Source organism: Microbacterium elymi, from assembly GCF_021582895.2.
GTDB lineage: Bacteria > Actinomycetota > Actinomycetes > Actinomycetales > Microbacteriaceae > Microbacterium > Microbacterium humicola.
The window spans coordinates 2584739-2600234 of the sequence record NZ_CP091139.2 but is presented as its reverse complement, the minus strand read 5'-3'; the positions used below and the strand labels follow the sequence as shown (position 1 = coordinate 2600234).

The 15496-nt window shown below is 70.5% G+C and carries 16 protein-coding genes and 4 pseudogenes; 5 read left to right on the top strand and 15 right to left on the bottom strand.

Annotated elements, in window-relative coordinates:
• The first annotated feature begins 86 nt into the window (after positions 1 to 86).
• Both L2X98_RS22420 and L2X98_RS14120 read left to right on the top strand, forming a co-directional pair.
• Positions 87 to 1490 carry a hypothetical protein gene (locus L2X98_RS22420; RefSeq protein WP_259611341.1) on the top strand — a complete coding sequence of 468 codons (1404 nt, stop codon included), beginning with the start codon at positions 87 to 89 and terminating at the stop codon, positions 1488 to 1490.
• A gap of 55 nt (positions 1491 to 1545) precedes the next feature.
• A pseudogene (locus L2X98_RS14120) lies at positions 1546 to 2510 on the top strand (GlxA family transcriptional regulator).
• Positions 2511 to 3142: 632 nt separating this feature from the next.
• Here L2X98_RS14120 and L2X98_RS14115 read toward each other — a convergent pair.
• From L2X98_RS14115 to L2X98_RS14080, 8 genes and pseudogenes are all read right to left on the bottom strand, one after another.
• Positions 3143 to 3466, bottom strand: coding sequence for a DUF2277 domain-containing protein (locus tag L2X98_RS14115; protein WP_259613335.1), 324 nt, complete (start codon positions 3464 to 3466; stop codon positions 3143 to 3145).
• A 40-nt stretch (positions 3467 to 3506) separates the two neighbouring features.
• Positions 3507 to 4522 (bottom strand): annotated as a pseudogene (gene ccsB / locus L2X98_RS14110) (c-type cytochrome biogenesis protein CcsB).
• A 4-nt stretch (positions 4523 to 4526) separates the two neighbouring features.
• Positions 4527 to 6270 (bottom strand): annotated as a pseudogene (gene resB, locus L2X98_RS14105) (cytochrome c biogenesis protein ResB).
• 25 nt (positions 6271 to 6295) lie between these two features.
• Positions 6296 to 7057, bottom strand: coding sequence for a cytochrome c biogenesis CcdA family protein (locus L2X98_RS14100; protein ID WP_259611340.1), 762 nt, complete (start codon positions 7055 to 7057; stop codon positions 6296 to 6298).
• A complete protein-coding gene (locus L2X98_RS14095) occupies positions 7054 to 7659 on the bottom strand; it encodes a TlpA family protein disulfide reductase (protein ID WP_259611339.1) in 606 nt (201 codons plus the stop codon). Before L2X98_RS14095 ends, L2X98_RS14100 begins: the two co-directional genes overlap by 4 nt.
• Positions 7659 to 8288, bottom strand: a complete 630-nt coding sequence (locus L2X98_RS14090; protein ID WP_259611338.1) for a histidine phosphatase family protein — start codon at positions 8286 to 8288, stop codon at positions 7659 to 7661. Before L2X98_RS14090 ends, L2X98_RS14095 begins: the two co-directional genes overlap by 1 nt.
• Positions 8289 to 8529: 241 nt before the next feature.
• Positions 8530 to 8706, bottom strand: a complete 177-nt coding sequence (locus L2X98_RS14085; RefSeq protein WP_259611337.1) for a hypothetical protein — start codon at positions 8704 to 8706, stop codon at positions 8530 to 8532.
• Positions 8690 to 9982 (bottom strand): pyridoxal phosphate-dependent decarboxylase family protein, encoded by a 1293-nt coding sequence (locus L2X98_RS14080; protein WP_259611336.1) that lies wholly within the window; start codon positions 9980 to 9982, stop codon positions 8690 to 8692. Before L2X98_RS14080 ends, L2X98_RS14085 begins: the two co-directional genes overlap by 17 nt.
• A 267-nt stretch (positions 9983 to 10249) precedes the next feature.
• On the opposite strand from L2X98_RS14080, the gene L2X98_RS14075 reads away from it, so the two are divergent.
• The 3 genes from L2X98_RS14075 to L2X98_RS14065 all read left to right on the top strand — a co-directional run bounded on the left by L2X98_RS14075 (position 10250) and on the right by L2X98_RS14065 (position 12263).
• Positions 10250 to 10600, top strand: a complete 351-nt coding sequence (locus L2X98_RS14075) for a VOC family protein (RefSeq protein ID WP_259611335.1) — start codon at positions 10250 to 10252, stop codon at positions 10598 to 10600.
• Positions 10601 to 10653: 53 nt separating this feature from the next.
• Complete coding sequence (gene aspS, locus L2X98_RS14070) at positions 10654 to 11991, top strand: aspartate--tRNA(Asn) ligase (protein WP_259611334.1); 1338 nt, start codon at positions 10654 to 10656, stop codon at positions 11989 to 11991.
• An 89-nt stretch (positions 11992 to 12080) separates the two neighbouring features.
• Positions 12081 to 12263 (top strand): YegP family protein, encoded by a 183-nt coding sequence (locus L2X98_RS14065; protein WP_259611333.1) that lies wholly within the window; start codon positions 12081 to 12083, stop codon positions 12261 to 12263.
• A gap of 62 nt (positions 12264 to 12325) precedes the next feature.
• On the opposite strand, the gene L2X98_RS14060 is transcribed toward L2X98_RS14065, so the two are convergent.
• The 7 genes and pseudogenes from L2X98_RS14060 to L2X98_RS14030 form a co-directional block, all read right to left on the bottom strand.
• Positions 12326 to 12622 (bottom strand): Dabb family protein, encoded by a 297-nt coding sequence (locus L2X98_RS14060; protein ID WP_259611332.1) that lies wholly within the window; start codon positions 12620 to 12622, stop codon positions 12326 to 12328.
• An 82-nt stretch (positions 12623 to 12704) separates the two neighbouring features.
• A pseudogene (locus L2X98_RS14055) lies at positions 12705 to 12956 on the bottom strand (glutaredoxin family protein); the annotation flags it as partial.
• Positions 12957 to 13003: 47 nt separating this feature from the next.
• Positions 13004 to 13255: a rhodanese-like domain-containing protein gene (locus L2X98_RS14050; RefSeq protein ID WP_354002803.1), complete on the bottom strand. Its 252-nt coding sequence runs from the start codon at positions 13253 to 13255 to the stop codon at positions 13004 to 13006.
• A gap of 107 nt (positions 13256 to 13362) precedes the next feature.
• Positions 13363 to 13461 carry a 30S ribosomal protein bS22 gene (locus L2X98_RS14045; protein ID WP_003792170.1) on the bottom strand — a complete coding sequence of 33 codons (99 nt, stop codon included), beginning with the start codon at positions 13459 to 13461 and terminating at the stop codon, positions 13363 to 13365.
• An 83-nt stretch (positions 13462 to 13544) separates the two neighbouring features.
• Complete coding sequence (locus tag L2X98_RS14040) at positions 13545 to 13736, bottom strand: helix-turn-helix domain-containing protein (RefSeq protein WP_259611331.1); 192 nt, start codon at positions 13734 to 13736, stop codon at positions 13545 to 13547.
• A 58-nt stretch (positions 13737 to 13794) separates the two neighbouring features.
• Positions 13795 to 15021: a glycosyltransferase family 4 protein gene (locus tag L2X98_RS14035; RefSeq protein ID WP_354003065.1), complete on the bottom strand. Its 1227-nt coding sequence runs from the start codon at positions 15019 to 15021 to the stop codon at positions 13795 to 13797.
• A gap of 60 nt (positions 15022 to 15081) precedes the next feature.
• On the bottom strand, positions 15082 to 15474 hold the full coding sequence (locus L2X98_RS14030) for an ArsR/SmtB family transcription factor (protein ID WP_259611329.1): 393 nt from the start codon (positions 15472 to 15474) through the stop codon (positions 15082 to 15084).
• Between the last annotated feature and the right edge of the window lie 22 nt (positions 15475 to 15496).

Sequence of the window (15496 nt, the reverse complement as noted above, 5' to 3'; positions counted from 1 at the left end):
GTCCGGGCCCGCAGCGAGGCATCTCGTAGACTGACGCGGGCGGACGACGAGGGGATTCAGTGGCACGCAGGCTGATCGCGGGAGGCGTGCTGGCCGTCCTCTGGCTGCTGTTCGGCCTCGGATCATACTTCCTCCAGTTCGCCGGCGGATCGGCGGCGACGCTTGCCCGGATGATCCCCTCGCCCCTGCGCGGCGGCTTCTTCGGGCTGCCCACCGGGTGGGCCGTCACCGTCTACGGGCTGACGGTGGTGCTCATCGTCCTGGCCTACACGGTCATCGCGACCTGGTTCGCGCGCGGCGGGCGGGTGACGTTCGCCGCCGGATGGCTGGCCGCGGTGCTCACCGGGTTCGTCGTGGGCGGCATGCTCGATCTCGGCGACATCGCGCGCTCGTTGACCATGTCGATCAGCGTGCGCGGGGCCGCCTCGGCCACGGGGTCGGCGGAGCTGGTCGTCTTCTGGGCCTTCATCGTCGGCTGGATCCCGGCGCTCACCGTCACGCAGCGTCCGGACAGTGCTGTCGCTCAGGGTCTGCACAGCGATGGTCACCCGGGCACCGAGGATCACCCGGCGAACGACGCACGGCGCCGGCCGCCCGCCCTGACCGCCCTCACCGTCATCGCCGCCGTCATCGCCGTGGCGCTGCCGATCGCCGCGCAGTCCGCGCACGCCGCCTCACAGGCCGAGCTCGAGCGCACCCAGGCCGAGGCGCGGGCGCAGGCCGAGGCGAACGCCGACCCGAACGGCGCCGCCCCGAAGGACCCACAGTCCACCGGCATCCCCGTCCCCACCGTCGCGGAGTCCGCCGAACCGGCGGCCGACGGCTCGTGCGCGTTCGATGACTCCACGATGATGGCGCCGCCGTCGGATGCCGCCACCGGCCACCGCGTGCAGCCCCTGCAAGCTGGTGAACATCGGCGAGACCGCGTGCACCCTCGAGGGCTACCCCGATGTCGCGTTCGGCGATCAGAACGGGCATCTGCTGCCGGTCACGGTCGTCTACGGCAGTTCGTTCATGGCGACCGATCCCGGCGCCACCCTGATCACCTTGGAGCCCGGCCAGACGGCGCGCGCCGCGCTCGGCTGGGACGCGAACTCGGAGCACGGCCAGCTCGCCGCCCGCACGCTGTGGGCGGCACCGTCCGCGGGAGTGACGCGCACGACGTGGGATGTCGCGCTCGATATCATTCCGGGGACCACCGTGCACATCACGGCCTGGGAGACGGGTACCCCGGCCGCAGGCTGAGGCGAGCTCGACGCGCCGGGTGTCGGCTCCGGCGGCTCGTCGCCCGCGCGGGCCGATCGTCGGCGAGAGCGACCCGTGCCCAGTCCGTGGGAACCGGACGCTCACCGCCGCGGAACAGTTCGACGACGGTCGCCGCGATCCCCCACACGGCCAGTGCCGCCAGCACGATGATGATGATCATGGCAGAAATGCTATGCTCAGTGCATTCCTGCCAAAAGTGGCAGAGTTGTCATAGTTCGGAGTAATCCTGCCAACCTCGCACCGCGGCATCCTGCGCATGGCTCACACGAGGAGGAAGCGATGAAGACGGTCGCCTGCGTGATCGACGACGGATTCGCGCCGTTCGAGTTCGGCGTCGCGTGCGAGGCGTTCGGCCTCGATCGCAGCGACGACGGCGTGCCGAACTTCGATTTCCGCGTGGTCGCCGCCACCCCGGGGGCGGTGCGGTCCAAGCTCGGCTTCTCGGTGAACGTGGAGGAGGATCTCTCGTTCGCCTACGGCGCCGACCTCGTCGTCTTCTGTCCGCTGCCCGGGACTCGTGGACGCAAATCGACCCGCGCCTGGTGGCGCTGGCCCGCGACGCCGTCGCCCGCGGCGCGTGGACGATGAGCGTGTGCAGCGGGGCGTTCGTGCTCGCGGCGGCCGGAGTCCTGGACGGGCGGCGCGCAACGACGCACTGGATGTACGCCGACGTCCTCGCGGCGATGTACCCGCGGATCGACGTCGACCCCGACGTGCTCTTCGTGCAGGACGGGCGGATCATCACGAGCGCCGGAACGGCGGCGGGGATCGACGCGAGCCTGCACCTGCTGCGCATCGAGCTGGGCGCCGAGTTGGCCAATCGCATCGCGAAGCGGATGGTGGTGGCGCCGCAGCGTGACGGAGGCCAGGCGCAGTACATCGACCGGCCGCTGCCGGCCGCCGGCGGCGATGCCCTGGCTGCCGCCGCGGCGTGGGCCATCGCCAATATGCGGGACGAGCTCTCGGTGGACGAGCTCGCGCGGCGCGCGCACATGTCGCCCCGCACGTTCGCCCGCCGGTTCCGGGCGGAGTTCGGGACCCCGCCGGCGTCGTGGCTCACGCGGCAGCGGGTGATCCAGGCACAGCGGATGCTGGAGCGCACCGACCTCGGCCTCGAGCAGATCGCCGCCGAGACGGGCTTCGGCTCGGCCGCGGTGCTGCGGCAGAACTTCACGAGGGTGCTCGACACCACGCCGACGGCGTACCGGGCGCGCTTCTCCTGTGCGGAGCCGGTCTCGGCCTGACACCGCTGCACGCGGATTGTTCGCCCGCAGACCCGATGCCGAGCGCTGGAGACAGGTGGCGGCAGCATCCGCGGCATACCATGACGTCCCGGACGGTCGCATGACCTCAGGTCCTACAGGCGACGCCGACGAGCGACGACTCGTCCGCGTTCGGAATGGTGGAGGGTCCTTGCCTAACGACCTCCACGCCGGGCACGACGTGAAGTTCGTGCTGCGTGCGACCGGTACGGGCCCTCTCTCCCTCACTGTCACCGACCCGGACGCCGCCACGCGGCCGGTGACATGGGGACCCGACCCATCTCAAGTACCTTTCGATCGGCCAGGCGACGGGTGGGGATCGGACTCTCGTTTGACGTCCCGGGGTGCTGGGAAGTCGCCGTCGGTCGCGACTCAGGGGTCGTCGCCCGGTTCTGGCTCCTCGTGAGCTGACTCTGCGGACGCTTCTCTGAAGGCGACGACTCCATGCCCGGCGCCGAGTGCACCGAACTCCGGAAGGAAGTGGCACATGAGGCGTCTGGGGCGGGTTCGACGCGCCCACCGTCACAATTCTCCGGAGTTTGGCACGGCGCAGCCGCGGGAACGTGCCACCGCGGCGCGGCACAATCGCGGCACGGCCCCTCGGGCGGTCCGGATCAGGAGGCGGCGCGGGCGACGCCGGCGGCGCGCTTGCGCTGCTGGTAGGCGCGCAGGGCCTCGTAGCGATCGGCCGAGCGCGCCTGGCGCTTGGCGGCCTCCTCGTCGCGCTTCTTGGGCGGCGCGGTGGTGACCAGGCCGTCGATCAGGTGTCGCGTCGCCTGCGCGATGTCGGCGACGGCCCGGTCGAACACGGCCTGATTGGCCTTGGAGGGCTTGGTGGTGCCGGCGATCTTGCGCACGAACTGCAGGGCGGCGTCGTGGCATTCGTCGTCGGTGGCGGCAGGCTCGAAGTTGTTCAGCGGAACGATGTTGCGGCACATGCGTGACAGGCTAGGCCGGTTCTCGCCCGGATCCAAGACCTCAGGTGGTCAGGCCGCTGTACGCGTGCAGTCCGTGGAAGAAGACGTTCACGATCGCGAAGTTGAACAGCACCGCGGCGAAGCCGATGATCGACAGCCAGGCCGACCGGGTGCCGCGCCAGCCGCGCGTCGCCCGGGCGTGGATGTACCCGGCGTAGAGCACCCAGATCACGAACGTCCAGACTTCCTTCGTGTCGAAGCCCCAGAACCGGCCCCATGCATCGTTGGCCCAGATCGAGCCGGCGATGAGGGTGAACGTCCAGAAGATGAAGCCGACGATCGCGAAGCGGTAGGCCAGCGACTCGAGCGCCTCGGACGATGGCAGCGTCCGCAGGAAGCCCCACGCCTTGACCGGCTTGCCGTCCGCGGCCAGCACCTTGCGCTCCCGGCGCGACTGCATCAGCTGGCGAGCGACAGGCCGAAGGTCAGGGCGAAGAACGCGGTCGCCAGCGACGCGACGAACACGTGGATGACCAGCCACGGCGACTTCAGCGGATCGGCCAGCGGAGACACGGCGACGTAGAACGACAGGCTCGATCCGCCCAGCAGCAGGACGACCAGTCCGGTCACCAGCGCCCCGAGGAAACGCAGGTCGTAGCGGAACAGCACGGCCAGGTACACGGCCACCATGAGCATGGTGCCGGTCAGGGCGAACTCGTACATGTTGGCCCACGGCACGCGCCCGGCCGCGATGCCGCGGGTGATGTCGCCGCCGACGTGGAAGAGGAAGCCCAGCCAGGTCAGGGAGGTGCCGATGCGGGCGAACACGGGCCGCGCACGCTGCGACGGCGCGACCACCAGCGGCGAGCGCGAGGAGCCTCCGGCACGTGCGCCGGCGACGGCATCCCCACCCCCCGCGGCGACGAGTTCGCGTTCCCGGACGGCGGCGGCGTCCTTCGCGTCCAGCGCCTGCGCCGACCGACGAGCGAGGTCGATCGTGTAGCAGATGAACGCCAGGGCATAGATCGCGACGGCTGTCCAGACGAGCAGCACGGAGATCTGATCGAGCGAGGGCATGGGCTCAGTCTACGCTCGGGCCGGCGCCGGCCGATCGAGTGGCGTCCGTCGCCCGGTCGCGACCGGCGGACGCGTCGAGCGCGTCCCCGTGCTTCTGCGCGAGCGCATCCACGGCGGCGGCCAGCGTGGGATCCTCGCCGCGCGCCAGCCCCGCATACTCCAGCCGGAGCGTCGGGCCCTCCGCCGTGGCCTTCACCCACAGCCGGCGACGCGGCATGAACAGGGCCAGCATCAGGCTGGCCAGCGCGAGCACCGCGAACCCGAGCACCCACGGGCCGGACACGTCGCGGTGGATCGACAGCGACACGAACCGCTTCACCGACTGCGAGGCATCCTTCGCCCCCTTCGGCGACGCGTCGTCGAACGTGATGGTGCCCAGGCCGTTCGGCAGATCGGCGGTCTGCCCGGGCGCGAGCTCGAGCGAGTCGACCCCGGAGTGGCCACCGTTCAGCTTGCGTCATGCCCGAGGTGTCCAGCGCGTACACCGAGCGCGGGATGCCGTCGTTGATGCCCAGATCGCCGGCGAACACGTTGATGGACAGCACCGGGTTGACCAGCGCCGGGTAGGCGGAGGTGAACGCCCCGAGCGAGTTCTTCACCTGCGTCGGGTAGAAGAACGCCTGCATCCCGAGCTCGCTGCTTCAGCCCGTCGGGCACCTTGATGATGCCCAGCGAGGTGAGGTTGTTGTCCTGCGGCAGGAACGGGATGCTGTCGTGGAACACGACGTCTCCCGCGGGGTTGCGCACCGTGACCATCGGGGCGTAGCCGTTGCCCATCAGATACACCCGGTCGCCGGCGATCGTCAGCGGATGGTTGACCCGGATCTCGTCGTCGGCGGACTTCTGCCCCGGCAGAGTCGTGGTCAGGTGCGCGACGAAGTCGCCGGCCTGACCGGCCGACTCGGACCCGAGCGGCTGGTAGGTGACGTCGAATCTATCCAGCCGCATGGTGTAGGGCGTGAGCGCGTCGGGGTCGACGAACCGGCCGGGGTTGAACGAGGAGTAGTCGGTGCCCACCGAGTTCACGAACGTGGTGTCCTGCACGATCACGCGCTGCCCGGTGTAGGTGAACCCGCCGCCGACGCCGACCGCGATGAGCACCCCCAGCAGTGCGATGTGGAACAGCAGGTTGCCGGTCTCGCGCAGGTATCCGCGCTCGGCCGACACGCTGAACGCCCCGCGGGAGTCGTAGCGCTGCACTCGGTATCCGCCGGCCTTCAGCTGACGCGCGGCGAGCTCGACCGCACGGGATGCCTCGGCCTCCACATCCGTTCCGGGAACCAGTTCGACCAGCGACTCGCGGTGGTCGGCGAGTCGCGACAGTCGCACCGGCGTGCGAGGCGGCCGGGCGCGCAGGGCCTTGAGGTGGTGCTTGACCCGCGGGATCACGCAGCCGATCAGCGAGATGAACAGCAGGATGTAGATCGCCGAGAACCACACCGAGGAGTACACGTCGAACAGCTTGAGCTTGTCGAGCACGGGCGCCAGCGACGGGTTGTCCTGGAAGTACTTCGTGACGCCGTTCGGGTCGGCCGTGCGCTGCGGCACGATCGAACCGGGCACCGCGGCGATCGCCAGCAGCGCAGCAGCACGAGTGCCGTGCGCATGCTGGTCAGCTGGCGCCAGCCCCAGCGCAGCCACCCGATCGGCCCGAGCCGGGGCGAGACGATGTCGTCGCGGGTGCCGTCGATGTGGTCGGAGGGACGCAGCGGGTCGGCGGCCGCCTGAGCCGCGGCATCCGTCTGCACGGCGTCTCCCGCGGCGTCGGTGTGGTCAGAGCGCGGGTGTGACACCGGCGATCACCCCCTGCAACTGCGACATGAGCACTCCCCAGACCCCGGTGACCATCAGGACGCCGAGCACGATGAGCACCGCGCCGCCGACGAGGTTGACGGTGCGGATGTGGCGGCGCAGGAACGCCACCGAGCGGGTCGCCCAGCCGAAGCCGAGCGCGATGAGCAGGAACGGGATGCCGAGGCCCAGCGAATACGCCAGGCCCAGGACGGCGCCGCGCGACGCGGAGGCCGAATCCAGCGACATCCCGAGGATCACGGTCAGGGTCGGGCCGATGCACGGGGCCCAGCCGACGCCGAGCGCCAGGCCGAGCAGGGGCGCGCCGACCAGCCCGAGGTTGCCCCGGATCTCGGGCTTGAACGTGCGCTGCGCGAACCCGAACAGGCCGATGAACACCAGGCCGAGCAGGATGATGACCACGCCCATGACCCGGGTGATGACATCCCGGTACGTGAGGAAGAAGAGACCGACGGACCCGCCGAGGATGTTCATCGCCATGAATACGACGGTGAATCCGGCGATGAACAGGAGGACGCCGCCCACCAGGCGTCCGCGTGCGGGCCTGACGTCGGCGCTTGCGGTGCCGGTCGCGCCGCGGCGCGGCGCGACCGCTCCCCCGATGAAGCCGAGGTAGCCCGGCACCAGCGGGAGCACGCACGGTGAGAGGAACGAGACCAGCCCGGCCAGCACGGCGATCGGGATCGCGATCCAGAGCGCGCCGCCCGCGACCAGGTCGGTCACTTCTCGTCCAGCGCCGTCGTGATCAGCGAGGTGAGGATCGAGGCGTCCGGCAGCGCGCCGATGATGCGCGCGGTCGGCCGGCCGTCCTTGCCCAGCACGACGGTGGAGGGGGTGGCGCTCAGCGGGACGACATCCGCGAAGGATGCCGTGACCGACTTGGTGTCCACGTCGATGACGCTCGGATAGGTGACGCCGAACTCCTTCGCGAAGCTGGCGGCGGTCGCGGCCTGGTCGTACGTGTTCACGCCGAGGAACGCGACATCCCGCCCTTCGAACTGCTGCGCGGCCTTCTCCAGCAGCGGCGCCTCCTGCCGGCAGGGCGCGCAGCTGGAGTACCAGAAGTTCACGACCGTCACGGTGCCGGCGTAGTCGGCGGCCGACACCTTCTTGCCGTCCTCGAGCGTGCCGGCGAAGGCGATGGCGGCGGGCCGGTCGTTCTGCCCGTACTCCTTCACGCGGAAGTCACCCGCGATGTATCCCTTGTCGGTGCCGGCCCGGTACTGCGCGGCGAGGTCGTCGTTCCCCCCGGTGCAGGCAGTCAGGCCTGCGGCCAGGATCACCGCCGCGGCGACGGATGCCGCCACCTTGAACACATTGCGCATCACACGGCTCCCACATCGACGGATCCCGCGGCGGTGGCGGGCTCGGCGTATCCGACCTCGACCCATCGGTCGCCGGCCCGTTCGAAGCTCGTCACGCTCGACAGCGCGCACCGCCGCTTGCGCGGGTCGTGCCGGGGCGAGAGGCCGGCGATGGCCAGATGGGTGACCCAGATCGGCAGCTGGTGGGAGACGATCACGGCGTCCCCGGTCTCGGTGCGGGCCCAGGCATCCGTCATCGCCGCGTCCATGCGCGCGATCACCTGGGCGTACGGCTCGCCCCAGCTCGGCTGTGCCGGCCGGCGCAGGTGCCACCAGTTGAGGGGGTTGAGGAGGGCGCGCTTCATGCGTCCGCCCTCGAACACGTTGGTGGGCTCGATGACCCGCTCGTCGATCACCGGCTCGATGCCGAACAGCTCGGTGAACGGCTCGGCGGATTCCTGTGCGCGCTGCAGGGGCGAGCTCACCAGCGCGGTGATCGGGCGGTGCAGCCCGTGGACGTACTCGGCGGCCTGGCGGGCCCCGCGTCGTCCGGCCGTGCTCAGCCGATAGTTCGGGAGTCGCCCGTAGAGCACGCGGCGAGGATTGTGGACCTCCCCATGGCGCACGAGATGAAGGCGATCGGCGGGCACCCGACAAGTCTACGGTGACCCCGCTTCAGAAGGCGCTGGGAGCCCCGCCCCCGCCGCCTCCCCGCCGAGGTTGTCCTCCGTCCCGCGAGATTGTCCTCCGTCCCGCGAGGTTGTCCTCCGTCCCGCGAGATTGTCCTCCGTCCCCAGTGACAACCTCGGCGGACCGAGCACAACCTCGGCGCACAAACCACAACCTCGGCGGACCGAGCACAACCTCGGCGGACCGAGGACAACCTCGGCGTCAGGGGGCGATGGTGCGGGCGAGCAGCTCGGTGAGCAGGCGCTCGGTCACCGGATGCGGCAGCGCCTCGATCAGGGCCATGAACGGCGCCATGCGCTCGGGTAGGGCTCCCCCGGATCCGAGCCCGATCGCCGTCAGCAGCGCGGCCGCCGCGTCGGAATCAAGCCGCTCGGGCATGCCTCCCGGCATCGCCGCGAGCACGCCGGCGGGATCGACCGACGGGATGCCGCGCACGGCATCCGCGGCGGCGACGAGCGCCGGCACCAGCTCGGGCAGCCCCGACTCGGTCACCGGCGTCACGGTCAGATGCGTCGTATGCGGAAGACGGATGCCGTCGGCCTGCACGAGTCCGGGTTGCTCGCGAGCACCCACCCGGCAACGCGCGCCTGATCGGCCCAGTGGTGCGGGTCGACGCGGCGCTCCGGCGGCACCGACTCGTCGGCCGCCACCGCGAACAGCGGGCCGGCCGGGGTTCCGACCACCCGCAGCCCTCGATCCCGGCGACTGCGGCCTGGAGCGCCGCGGTCGCCCGGGCCGCCCGCCCGGCCAGCTGGGCGAATCCCTCGACGCCCAGCGCCCGGATGATCGCCCAGGCCGCCGCCAGCGCTCCCGCCGACTTCGAGCCGAGCAGCGTCGGGTTCACCACCGGGTACCCGGGCCAGTCGGTGGTCGCGAAGTACTGGGCGCGGTGCCGGTCCCGGCCGCGGTGCAGCGGCACGCTCACGCCCTTGGGCGCGTAGCCGTACTTGTGCAGGTCGGCCGACAGGCTCGTGACCCCGGGCACGCGCAGATCCCAGCCCGGCCGGGCCGCGGCATCCGGCCAGAACGGCAGGATCCACCCGCCGATGCACGCGTCGACGTGGCACGAGATGCCGGATGCCGCGCACGCGGCCGCGACCGGGGCGATCGGATCCATCGCGGCGAACGGGTAGGACGGCGCCGAGACCACCACCAGGGCGACGTCGGGCCCGAGCCGCTCGATGATCGCGGACGGCTCGACCGTGCCGGTCTCGGGCGAGACGGGCACAGGGTCGAAGGCCAGCTCGAACAGCTCCGCGGCTTTGCGGAACGCGGCGTGCGCGGTGACCGGGGCGACGATGCGCGGGGTGCCGATGCCGCCGGCGGCGCGCCACAGGTCCCGCGCGGTCCGCACCGCGAGCAGGCATGATTCAGTGCCGCCGGACGTGACCGAGCCGACGACACCCTCATCGCCCCCGAGGATGTCGCGGGCGAACGCGACGACCTCGCGCTCGAGCGCCGCGACCGACGTGAAGGTGGTGGGGTCCAGTCCGTTCACCGACTGCATCCGCCGCGAGGCCTGCGCGGCCAGCTCGTCCAGCTCCGGCATCCCCGAGTCGTACACATACGACAGCACCCGACCGCCATGGGTGGGGGCGTCGGCCCGGCGCAGATCGTCGAGCTCGGCCAGGATCGCTGCGTCATCGAAGGTCACCGGCCAATCCTAGACGCGGCCTCTCCACGCACGGCAGCAGGTCCGACGACCCGCGCAGCATCGTGACTCGTCAGAAGTGGCCGGAATTCCTGAACGAATAGCGACCGTTTTTGACCAGTCATGGACCCGAAGCGGCCGCGCGGCGGCGACGGGTGAGGGATGCCGCGGCCGCGCGTATCGTCGAGGAGAAGCACGAGCGCCCGAGAGCGCAACGACACAACGACACAACGACACAACGACACAACGGCACAACGACACGGAGGAATCATGACCGTCACCGAGATCATGGCCGACCTGCAGGTGGACGACCTCGACGAGGCCCGCAGGTTCTACGTCCACACACTCGGCATGACCGAACAGCCGATGGGGCTGGACTGGGTGACGCGCTTCATCGACCCTGAGACCGGGGCCGCTCTGCAGGTGCTCACCCGCGATGCGACGGCACCGGAGGATCCGATCGCCACAATCAAGGTGGACGACGTCGATGCGAGCTACGCCCGGATGCGCGCGGCCGGGTGCGACATCGTGCACCCGCTCGTGACCGAGCCGTGGGGCGTGCGGCGCTTCTTCGTCCGGGCACCGGGCGGCGTGCTGAACATCGCCCAGCGCCACGGGTGACGGGGCGGCGGGCCCGCGGCGGCCCTGCGGCATCCCCCGTAGACTGGTCCCTCGTGACCGAACGCATCCTCGTGAACCAGCTGGCCGCCCGTCCCGACGGCCCCGTCGTCGTCTCCGGATGGGTCGAGACCGTCCGCGATCAGAAGAAGGTGCAGTTCATCATCCTCCGCGATGAGACCGGTGCCGTTCAGCTGGTGAACCCGGCCACCCGTCCCGACCCCGAGGCGGAACAGGATGCCGCGGCCCTGGCCCTCACCGACGCCATCTCGAACCTCGCCCACGGCACGTTCCTGACCGTGACCGGGCAGCTCAAGCACGACGAGCGGGTCAAGCTCGGCGGCATCGAGATCAAGATCGGCGCGCTCCAGATCGCCGCGGCCGCCCTGCCCGAGACGCCGATCGCGGCCGACAGCAGCATGGACAAGCGCATGGACTGGCGCTTCCTCGACCTGCGCCAGCGTCGCAACAACCTCATCTTCCGGGTGTCGACGACGCTCGAGCACGCGATGCGGCAGTACTGGGTCGACCGCGACTACGTCGAGCTGCACACCCCGAAGCTCATGTCGAGCCCGTCCGAGTCGAATGCCGAGCTGTTCGCGCTCCCGTACTTCGAGGACAAGACCGCCTACCTGGCGCAGAGCCCGCAGCACTACAAGCAGATGGCGCAGGCCGCGGGCTTCGGCAAGATCTTCGAGATCGGCGACGTGTTCCGCGCCGACCCGAGCTTCACCAGCCGCCACGCGACCGAGTTCACGAGCGTGGATGCCGAGATCAGCTGGATCGACTCGCACGAGGATGTCGCGGCCATGCAGGAGGAGCTGCTGGCCGCCGCGATCCAGGCGGTGAAGGACAAGCACGGGCAAGAGATCGCCGAGCTGTTCGGCGTCGAGGTCACCGTGCCGACGCTGCCGTTCCCGCGGATCCCGCTGGTCGAGGCGCACGAGATCGTGAAGGCGCGCGGCTATGAGATCCCCCGCACGGACGGCGATCTCGACCCCGAGGGCGAGCGCCAGATCTCCGCGCATGTACAGGAGACGTACGGGCACCAGTTCGTGTTCATCACCGACTACCACCCCGAGATCCGACCGTTCTATCACATGGTCGATCCGGCCACCGGGCTCACCAAGAGCTACGACCTGCTGTTCAACGGCGTGGAGATCACCACCGGCGCCCAGCGCGAGCACCGGATCGAGGTGCTCGAGCAGCAGGCGCTGGCCAAGGGGCTGAAGCTGGACGGGCTCGCGCATTATCTGGACTTCTTCCGCTACGGCATGCCGCCGCACGGCGGGTTCGGCATGGGTCTGGCCCGGGTGCTGATGCTGCTGCTGGGCGAGGCGTCCATCCGCGAGGTGACGTTCCTGTTCCGCGGTCCCACCCGTCTCGCGCCGTAGGCGGCCGATCGCCTCTATCGCCCGCGGCCCGAGACCGCTACCGTGATCTCAACCGCGGGATCGGCCCGCGTGAGCCGAAGGAGGCCATCGTGGCCGGCAAGTTCGAACTGTGGACCGACAAGGGCGGCGACTGGCGCTTCAATCTGAAGGCGTCGAACGGCCAGGTGATCGCCACCAGCCAGGGCTACAACTCCAAGTCGAGCGCGCTGAACGGCATCGAGTCGGTGCGGACCAACGCAGCCGGCGCCGCCATCGTCGAGATCGGCGGCTAGCCGCAGCCGCGCAAGGTCGGATTCCCTGCGCGCCGGAACCCGATGCCTCAGAGCTCGACGCGTCAGAGCTCGAAGTCGACGGCGACCCGGTCGGCGATGACGTTGCGCACGTACGCGACGACCTTCTGGTGCTCGGGGTGCACGGCGTAGGCCTTGAGCGCGGCGGCATCGGCGAAGTCTGCGACCAGGGCGACGTCCCAGTTGCCGTCGACCACGTTGGCGCCGGCCGACAGCGACCCGATCGTGGGCACCACCCCGACCAGCGCGGTGAGCCGGTCGGCGATCTCGGCCGCCTGCGCGGCGCGGGCCGCGGCATCCGTCGCCGCCAGCTTCCAGGCGACGACGTGACGCAGCGTCACGAGGCGAGCCCCTCGACGTCGCCACCCGCATCCGCGCCCGCAGTGCCGGCAGCATCCGAGAGAGCAGCATCCAGAGAGCAGCATCCAAGAGAGCAGAGTGCAGCCGGTCGGGCGCGACCCGCCAGTGCGCATGCAGCTGTCCGTCGATGAGCACCACGGGGATCTTCTCCCACCACTGCGCATACAGCGCGGCGTCGTCGGCGATGGACTCCTCGACCACCTCGACACGGTCGGCGACGCGCTCCGGCAGCTCGGCGAGCACCTGCTCGACTACGCCGTGGGCGACATCGCACAGGTGGCAGTCGGGCTTGGCGATCAGGGTCAGCGTGGTCACGATCTCATCCTGAAGTGGGGCGGGATGCGAGCTGCCCGATCGCGACGTCAGCGCTCGATCTCGAACCCGCCGGCGATCCACTCGCCGGTGCCGCCGTCGACGTTGGTCACGTCGTATCCGCGCGCCTCCAGCGCCTGCGCGACGCGCGCCGAACGCCCGCCGACCTGGCAGATCACGTGGAACGGCTCGTCGGGCAGTGCGTCCAGGTGATCGCCCAGCGTCGACATCGGCAGGTTCATCGCGCCCGGCACGTGGCCGGCCGCGTACTCGTCGGGCTCGCGCACGTCGACCAGGGGCACGCCGGCGCTCTCGCGCAGCTTGCCGCACGGTGATGGACTTCATCTGTCTTGTCCTCCGGGGTACACGAAGCGCCCGTCCAGTGGACAGGCGCTCGGTGTCGGTGCCGCTACTTCTTGTTGCGGCGCTGGTGGCGAGTCTTGCGAAGCAGCTTGCGATGCTTCTTCTTCGCCATGCGCTTGCGGCGCTTCTTGATGACAGAACCCACGGAAAACCTCGCTCAGTCAAGGGGTCTGGACGCAGGAGATCCGCGTCCGGAAACGGGCAGTTGGAAAAATGCCTCAGGTCAGTTTAGCCGACATCCGCGATGGGACGATGCATGGCCTCGACGACGGCCGATTCCGGCACCCGATAGCTGCGGCCGAAGCGTACCGCCGGCAGGTCCCCCGCATGCACCAGTCGGTACACGGTCATCTTCGAGACGCGCATCAGTTCGGCGACCTCGGCGACCGTCAGAAATCGCACATCAGGCAACTCGGCCATGTCCTCTACCTTTCCCCAGCTCGGTCGTCCCCCAGAGTGCTGAGCACACTCTATGGTGTCAGAGCGAGTTGTGTAAACCCATGGGACTCCTGAGGCGGATGCTGTGTACTCCGCCGGGATGGCACGGCACGCGGTTCGCGGGCTGCCGCCGCGTCCTCACGCCGTCCGCGCCGCCTCGTCGATCATCCGCAAGCGCCGCCGCATGCCGATCCGGCTGCCGTTCCTGCGCGTAGGTGAGCGCCGCCTGACCCGCCGCGCGCAGCAGGTCACGGTCGCGGACGGCGCGCACCAGCACGGCCGCCAGGCCCGCGGCATCCGGTGTGTCGGTGCCGAGCGCCGCGGCGCCGAACTCGTCGCGCAGCACCGGGTCGGTGACCACCACCGGGCGTCCGCGGGTGAACGCCTCCAGCGCGATCATCGGCTGGTTGTCGAACCCGAGCGAGGTGATCAGCACGGCGTGGGCGCCCGCGACCAGCCGCGCGACCTCGTCGCCGGGCACCCGTCCGTGGAAGACGACATCGGCTTGCGGGCGGTGCGCTCCCCCGGCCACGTGCAGCAGCACCCGCCCCGGACCGAGCGTCTCGCCGGCGATCCGGACGGCGTCCAGGGCGACATCCAGCCGCTTCTCCGGCGCGAACCGGGCGGCCCACACGAGGGTGAGCGGCTCGTCCGGCGGCGGGGCGGACGGCTCGAGCGGCTCGGACACGTTCGAGAAGGCGCGGGCCGAGCGCGCCCCCGCCCGGCGCAGCGCCTCGGCCTGGTGCTCCGAGGGCGACAGCACGACGTCGGCACGCACCGCGACCCGCAGCGTCATGCCGCGCAGCGCGTTGTTGATCGCGGTGCTGCCGGTGCTGCGCGGCGTGGAAGGCAGGTGCGTCAGCCGGCGGTGGAACCAGCGCACGCCGGGCGCGAGCGGGCCGAGCAGGCGCGAGGAGCGCCAGAAGAAGGTGTGCACGGTGTGCAGGACCGGGATGCCGCGGGCAGCGCCGGCCGCGAGGGCCACGGCGGCGAGGGTGAACTCGGAGTGCACGACGATCCCCCGCACCCCGTGCTGCACGATCAGCTCCTCCACCCGCACCCGCAAGCTGCTCGGGCGGGCCCAGGATCGGCAGCCCCAGACCCGGCATCGTCCACCGCACGACCGGGGCCACCGCGGTGATGTTCTCGACCCCGGACAGAACGTCGGCGTCCGGGGCGACCACCACCACCGACCAGCCCTGCGCGGCGAGGCTGCGCGCCTGCCGCACGAACGCCGTCTGGGCGCCGCCGAGGTAGCGCAGCGAATAGTCGCACAGCAGCAGCACGGCGGGCTCGTTCACAACAGGGTCCAGCGGCACGGCGCGGCTCAGCGACCGGGGAACTTCTTCAGCGCCGTCTCCAGAACGTGCTTGGCGGATGCCGCGGTCCGGCCGACGACCTCGGCGGCATGGACGGCCGGCTCGGGCAGGGCCACGATCGGCGCCGGCTCGTCCAGGAACGGCAGGATCCACTCGTCCACCTCGTCCAGCGGAGCGGCTTCGAGCCGATAGAACCGGTGCTGGCCCTCCTCGCGCACGGCGACCAGTCCGGCCTCGCGCAGCACCTTCAGGTGCTTGGAGACGGTCGGCTGGCTGACCCCGAGTTCGGACACGATCTGCGACACGCTGGTGCCGTCCGATCCGGCGGTGGACCGATCCAGAAGCAGTCGCAGGATCTCGCGACGGGTGCCGTCCGCGATCACGTCGAAGATGTCCGCCATGTCCTTAGGTTAGCCGGGTGCC

Excerpts from the sequence above, each read along its gene's own strand:
- L2X98_RS14115 (WP_259613335.1), bottom strand. The coding sequence starts at position 3,466 with ATGTGCCGCAACATCGTTCCGCTGAACAACTTCGAGCCTGCCGCCACC.
- L2X98_RS14095 (WP_259611339.1), bottom strand. The coding sequence starts at position 7,659 with ATGCGCAATGTGTTCAAGGTGGCGGCATCCGTCGCCGCGGCGGTGATC.
- L2X98_RS14085 (WP_259611337.1), bottom strand. The coding sequence starts at position 8,706 with ATGCCCGAGCGGCTTGATTCCGACGCGGCGGCCGCGCTGCTGACGGCG.
- L2X98_RS14075 (WP_259611335.1), top strand. The coding sequence starts at position 10,250 with ATGACCGTCACCGAGATCATGGCCGACCTGCAGGTGGACGACCTCGAC.
- L2X98_RS14040 (WP_259611331.1), bottom strand. The coding sequence starts at position 13,736 with ATGGCCGAGTTGCCTGATGTGCGATTTCTGACGGTCGCCGAGGTCGCC.
- L2X98_RS14030 (WP_259611329.1), bottom strand. The coding sequence starts at position 15,474 with ATGGCGGACATCTTCGACGTGATCGCGGACGGCACCCGTCGCGAGATC.